Annotated in this window: 1 protein-coding gene; it reads right to left on the bottom strand. The window is 48.0% G+C overall.

The features are described 5' to 3' along the window. Positions 1-423 (bottom strand): acyl-CoA dehydrogenase family protein (locus AAEZ03_RS26010; protein ID WP_350582617.1); only part of this gene is annotated, 423 nt, incomplete at both ends.

Raw genomic sequence — 423 nt, 5'->3', positions numbered from 1 at the left:
AAATTCACCCGTTAGCATACGCGGCATAAAGGCATTTTTAATCTCGTCGCTGGCAAAATGCGAGATAACATTAATGGCGGCAGTGGTCAAAAATGGATAAGCGGTGGTTGATGGATTGGCCGCCATAAAATAGCCTGCCACTGCGGTCATAACCGTTTCGGGTAATTGCATGCCGCCATCGTCAAAGCTATAACGACCCGCGATGAAGCCCGACTCACGAAACGCATCAAAGGCAACTTTTACGTCACTTATCATGCTGACTTTTTTGCCATCGAACTGTGGCTCGTTTTTATCTGCCACATGGTTATGGGGCAAGAATAGCTGGGTGGCGATTTTATTGGCGGTGTCGAGTACCGCATCAAAGGTTTCGCGGCTGTGTTCTGAAAACTTCGGATGCTCGGTTAAATGCTCAGTGCCCAATAC

The sequence above is a fragment of the Pseudomonas sp. HY2-MNA-CIBAN-0224 genome (assembly GCF_040310285.1).
In the GTDB taxonomy this organism is placed as follows: domain Bacteria; phylum Pseudomonadota; class Gammaproteobacteria; order Pseudomonadales; family Pseudomonadaceae; genus Aquipseudomonas; species Aquipseudomonas helleri.
This window is presented reverse-complemented; position numbering and strand designations above follow the sequence as displayed.